The organism is Chamaesiphon sp. VAR_69_metabat_338 (assembly GCF_031423935.1).
GTDB lineage: Bacteria > Cyanobacteriota > Cyanobacteriia > Cyanobacteriales > Chamaesiphonaceae > Chamaesiphon.
The window spans coordinates 1-4,668 of record NZ_JANPGM010000672.1 but is presented as its reverse complement, the minus strand read 5'-3'; the positions used below and the strand labels follow the sequence as shown (position 1 = coordinate 4,668).

Below are 4,668 nucleotides of genomic sequence, written 5' to 3'. Positions count from 1 at the left end.
CTAGAAGTTTCATTCAAACCCGCCCACCCCACGGTTATCTACCTGAAACTTATGTGGTGGGCACTGCCCACCTACGGTTGGAAGTTAATTAGTTAAACTTGTCAGCAATTTCTGACATTTTATCGATCGCTAGAATTGAATGAGACAATGAGAACGATCGCCACAATCGGAATGAGCGAGAGCAACAGGATCGTCATCATCTTGACAACTCTTTAACAGGCAACCGATCTAAAAACTTATCTACATAATAAGAGCACAGGTGAGCACCTTCAGCCTGGAACATAAAGTGATCGCGGTTGGGGATGGTAATCAGTTCCGAATTGGCGAACAGGCTGTGGTAACGATGTCCCATTTCCACTGGCGTTTCGGTATCGGCTTCGCCCCATAACAGCAGGACGGGTAAAGAAATTTGTTGGGCAAGTTCGGTGAGATCTTCGTTAACGACTTTAATAAAGGTGCCTTTGAGTGCGCCAGCATTTAAGTAGTCGCGCGAGCCATAGGTTTGACTGTGCCAGGTGAGAAGTTCGTCGCGATAGAGTGGCGAAATCTTGAAGGTATTCCGTATGGTGGCGATCCATTGACTGCGGAGAGATTGCTGGAAGGTGCGCTGACGCTTCAAGCCAGCGGCATTGATTAACGTCATCGATCGCACCCGCTCTGGATATTTGTGCGCGAGGCGGATGGAGATTCTCCCGCCGACAGAATGCGCCACTAAGTCGGCGCGTTCGATGCCGCGTTCGTCTAAATACTGGTGAATGCGATCGGCATATTGCGCGGTGTCCCAATCCTCAGGCGGTGGTGCCGATTTGCCAAAGCCTGGTAGATCGATAATATGTACTTGCGATCGAGTTGCTAGCAATTCGCCCATCGGTTGTAGGGATTGGAGATTTTGACCCCAACCGTGGAGCATTACCAGGGGATGACCGTTGTTGCCGAGTTGAATGCTATTTAATTCCACTTGAGCCATTGCGCACACTTTTGCCTGTTCATCAGCTTAAATTAGCATCGATCGGTACCCAGATAAAGCGGAATCTGGGAAAAGGTGACAGATTTCAAGCCAGATGTGGGTACGATAGGAGCGATCGATCTCACAGTAGATAGCTAAATCGCTGGCTAATATAGGGTATAAGTCCGAATCTTCATCCCATATTTATTACCCCGATTTTAATCTCATGTTTACGATCCCAGCTTATTACTATTCACCGATCGAGCTGCTCGATCTGGTGGAATTAGCCTCTGGGCAGCAAAATGACTGTCAGTAATTATCTATTTAGAAGTAGCTACGGAGGCTAATTATGTTTGCGGTTGGAAAAAAAGTTGGTAGTGGTGTAGAGCAAATTATCTACGAGCATTTTATCCATGTTGTGAGAACGGAGACACCATCCCAAGTATTAGAAAGATTTAGGACATTATTTATCGAGGGTGTTAATTATTCGGACAGTCGGATTTTTAGCACGATCGAATCATTAGCCTTCGATCGAACTGCGGAACACAATTTTCCATTAGTTATCAACCGTTGTTGTTATATTATGGTCAACTATTGGCAGATGCAGCCTACGGGAAATGTGCCAGTAGCAACTTTAGTAGGAATGCTCGAACATCTCCACGATGTGCGGATGACTTATTCTCGCGTCGTGCGACGGTTGCGCCAACTGCTGCATAGTTATCTGCAAAGTGATGACTACCCTAAGCTCAAACGTTTAAATTGCGTACTCAATGGTGAAAGCAGTACCAAAAATACGATTGCCGAGCGACCATTAGGAACATTAATTACCCGCTATCCTTATTTGTACGAGCATTCCCTCGTCTCCGAAGAACGTACTTTTGAGAATGTGGAAACGATTAAACGGGTTCAAAAACAGCTCCGCCGCGAACAAGAAACAAATTTATCGCACTATCTCACTTATCAAGTTAGACGATCGCGGATCAAAGCCCACTTGGGTCGAGAAGCTGCCGATAATTTACCCCCGGTCGTCAATCCTACTCTGCTATCGACGAAAGAATTGGGTATGGCATTCGGTCATTTTGCGGGCAAAGCAGAAGGGAATGCTACCTATCGAGATTTGTCGCATGGATTTGTCGCTCAGCTACAGATGCAGCCGATTATCAAAACATTTAAAGGCGATTTATTCGATTATATTGTTTCTGGTGTTAACCCCAGCTATGGTAAGCGCAGCTTTAACGATCGCTTATACAAAACCATTTATAGTATCTCACCCGATCGCGATTATCAACGTCTCGACGAACTTGGTTTGCTCAGGATTTGTACCCACGTCTTCAATCATTTAGTGATTGAAAGTTCTAGCAATCCCCAGCATTTTGTGTTCATGGATATGATTAACAATTTAGGCTCGGTGTTTACCACGGGCTTACTGCTCAAAGTTGTCTTGATCTGTCAAAAGGTCAAGCCATTATTAGAAAGCCGCTTATCGATCCTATTCAATCACTATGAATCTTCCCAGTGCAAAGGTGTACCTTGGCTGGTAAAATCTCTCGAAAATTGGAATGTTGCTGGTGCGATCCACTTTGGCAAAGTCGATGCTTCGGCACTTAATTTCTTGCAATCGATCGGGGATGGTTGATAGTTAATAGTCGATCGCGTTGCGATTGGGAATGAGATCTTTAACCCCCTGCTTTTCGTGAATATGAGAGATTCAATCGGCAGAACTTTGATGTACTTCTTCTGCCACTAGTTTTAATCGTCTTAACTGTGCTTCCATATCAGCTTTCGTCCATTTAGCGGCAAAGCGATCGAATCCCCAGGCGATCGCCCGGTTGGGAATATTAAATTCAAACTGATTGACTAATCGCGTCCCGCGATCGTTTGGTTGACATTCCCACCGATCTATTCCTTTAAAAAATCCATCGAATTTCCAGACGATCAAGCCCGGTTCGCGGGCAATTACCACATTTTTTAATGTCGGTTCGATCGCCGGAATCTGGATCGTAAATCTACTTTTACTACCGACACTTGTCGCCCATTCTCCAATCGGTTCGCACTTGAGGATTGGATTGAGCCATCGCTGCATCAAATCTAAGTCAGTAATACACTTATCTACTGCTGTTGCACTTGCTTTAATCTGAATTGATTGTTCAAAAATCGGCATTGATTAGGAAGTTGGGAGTTGGGGGTTGGGAGCGGGATGTAAAACGGACGCAATCGTCCTAATATCTAAAACCTAAAGTCTAAAGCCTACAGCCTAAAACCTACAGCCTAAAACCTAGTACCTAATTCTTGCTCGATCCGATCGACGATCGAGTGTTTATCAATGGTAACAAGAATTCGATCGATGACAGATTTGGGGCTACCATCACCCCAAGATGCACCATTGGCTAAATAGGTTTTAGTAACTTGACCGATGGCATAGGTCGATACTCCTGCAATACTAGCTTGTGTCAGAGCTACAGCAGTGTAGGGCGCGATACTAATGCCGCCAGTTGCGGGAGCGAAGATTGCCAGCAAGCCTTTAATACCGCTCAATCCTAATTTTGCCGCCACCTCGCTGATTGTCAATCCACCCATACCCATCGCAATGCTCTGAAAGAGTTTTAGCGCACCCGATCGGGTCATCGATATGCCGTAAAATTGGGATAACCGGATAATCATTCCCACATCGATTGCCGCACCGCCAATGATATCCACTGCGGTAAAGGGATTGATCGCGATCGCGATGGCTTTAGACATCACAAATTGCCAGATAATATCGTTGGCAGCCTCATCGCGACGATCCATCTTGCGATCGATCAACTGTTTCTGAATGCGATCGGCTGCTAGCATGGCATTGAGAGCCGCCAGCGACTTACCTTCGCGCTGCAGGATTTCGATGATTCGCCACTTCAATGCAGCCACTTGCGGCGCGCCAGGATGATAGCTGACGCCCATCGTACCATCTTCGCGTCGATCGGCGCGTACGACCTGGGGCGCGGCTGCGACCAGCATAATCTCGTTGGGACTGAGAATTTCGCGGACGCGCTCGTCGCGGATTTTGGCATAGATCGCCAGCTTATCGCGATCGGGAAACCGATCGACTTTATTAAATACAAGTAAAATCGGTTTGCCAGCAGCTCTCAGTTGTGAAAGCGTCTGGAGTTCGAGTTCGGTGATATCGCCAGCAATGATAAATAAAATCAAATCTACTTGCCGTGCAATCTCATAAGCCAGCCGTTGTCGCTCTTGTCCATCAACTTCGTCAATCCCTGGCGTATCGATAAATTCGATCGCTTCTTGGAGCGTCGCTGGGGTATCTTTATCGAGATCGAATTCGTCTTGCCAATTGTCGATTTCCCAAACTACCTGCTGGCGTTCTTTCGTCACGCCATGCAAAACTCCCGCTTCAAAAACTTCCGATCCGATCAACGCATTTAATAAAGACGATTTACCCCGTCCCACCATTCCAAATGCCGCAACTTGAAACATCGCTCGATCGAGTTTGAGTGACATCTCGCTCAGTTCGGCAATCTCCGCCTCCAATCCCGCTCTTTCCCGTTGGCTCAGATCCAACTCGACTAAAATTCGCCGCAAAGTATCCTGAGCTTGTTGATAATTCCGTTCTGCCTGGATCGTATTAAAGCCCGCGATCGTTTCTGCTAAATTCTCTGGATCTTCTGATGATTGGCTCATTATTTAACTCTCTACTCCAAACGAGCGAATTATTAACTACCTGCTTC

4 protein-coding genes are annotated in these 4,668 nt (G+C 46.3%); 1 reads left to right on the top strand and 3 read right to left on the bottom strand.

Annotated features, from left to right (window positions below; all coding sequences use genetic code 11):
* Positions 1–196: 196 nt before the first annotated feature.
* On the bottom strand, positions 197–967 hold the full coding sequence (locus RMO84_RS18575) for an alpha/beta hydrolase (RefSeq protein ID WP_310489923.1): 771 nt from the start codon (positions 965–967) through the stop codon (positions 197–199).
* 328 nt (positions 968–1,295) lie between these two features.
* On the opposite strand from RMO84_RS18575, the gene RMO84_RS18570 reads away from it, so the two are divergent.
* Positions 1,296–2,582, top strand: coding sequence for a hypothetical protein (locus tag RMO84_RS18570; RefSeq protein WP_310489922.1), 1,287 nt, complete (start codon positions 1,296–1,298; stop codon positions 2,580–2,582).
* A 72-nt stretch (positions 2,583–2,654) separates the two neighbouring features.
* Here the strand turns inward: RMO84_RS18570 and RMO84_RS18565 are convergent, their stop codons facing one another.
* Both RMO84_RS18565 and RMO84_RS18560 read right to left on the bottom strand, forming a co-directional pair.
* Positions 2,655–3,107 (bottom strand): SRPBCC family protein, encoded by a 453-nt coding sequence (locus tag RMO84_RS18565; RefSeq protein ID WP_310489921.1) that lies wholly within the window; start codon positions 3,105–3,107, stop codon positions 2,655–2,657.
* A 107-nt stretch (positions 3,108–3,214) separates the two neighbouring features.
* Entirely contained in the window at positions 3,215–4,621 is a 1,407-nt protein-coding gene (locus RMO84_RS18560) for a GTP-binding protein (RefSeq protein ID WP_310489920.1), read from the bottom strand.
* Positions 4,622–4,668 lie beyond the last annotated feature (47 nt).

Coding starts and splice junctions, on each gene's coding strand:
- RMO84_RS18570 (WP_310489922.1), top strand. CDS start 1,296: ATGTTTGCGGTTGGAAAAAAAGTTGGTAGTGGTGTAGAGCAAATTATC.
- RMO84_RS18560 (WP_310489920.1), bottom strand. CDS start 4,621: ATGAGCCAATCATCAGAAGATCCAGAGAATTTAGCAGAAACGATCGCG.
- RMO84_RS18575 (WP_310489923.1), bottom strand. CDS start 967: ATGGCTCAAGTGGAATTAAATAGCATTCAACTCGGCAACAACGGTCAT.
- RMO84_RS18565 (WP_310489921.1), bottom strand. CDS start 3,107: ATGCCGATTTTTGAACAATCAATTCAGATTAAAGCAAGTGCAACAGCA.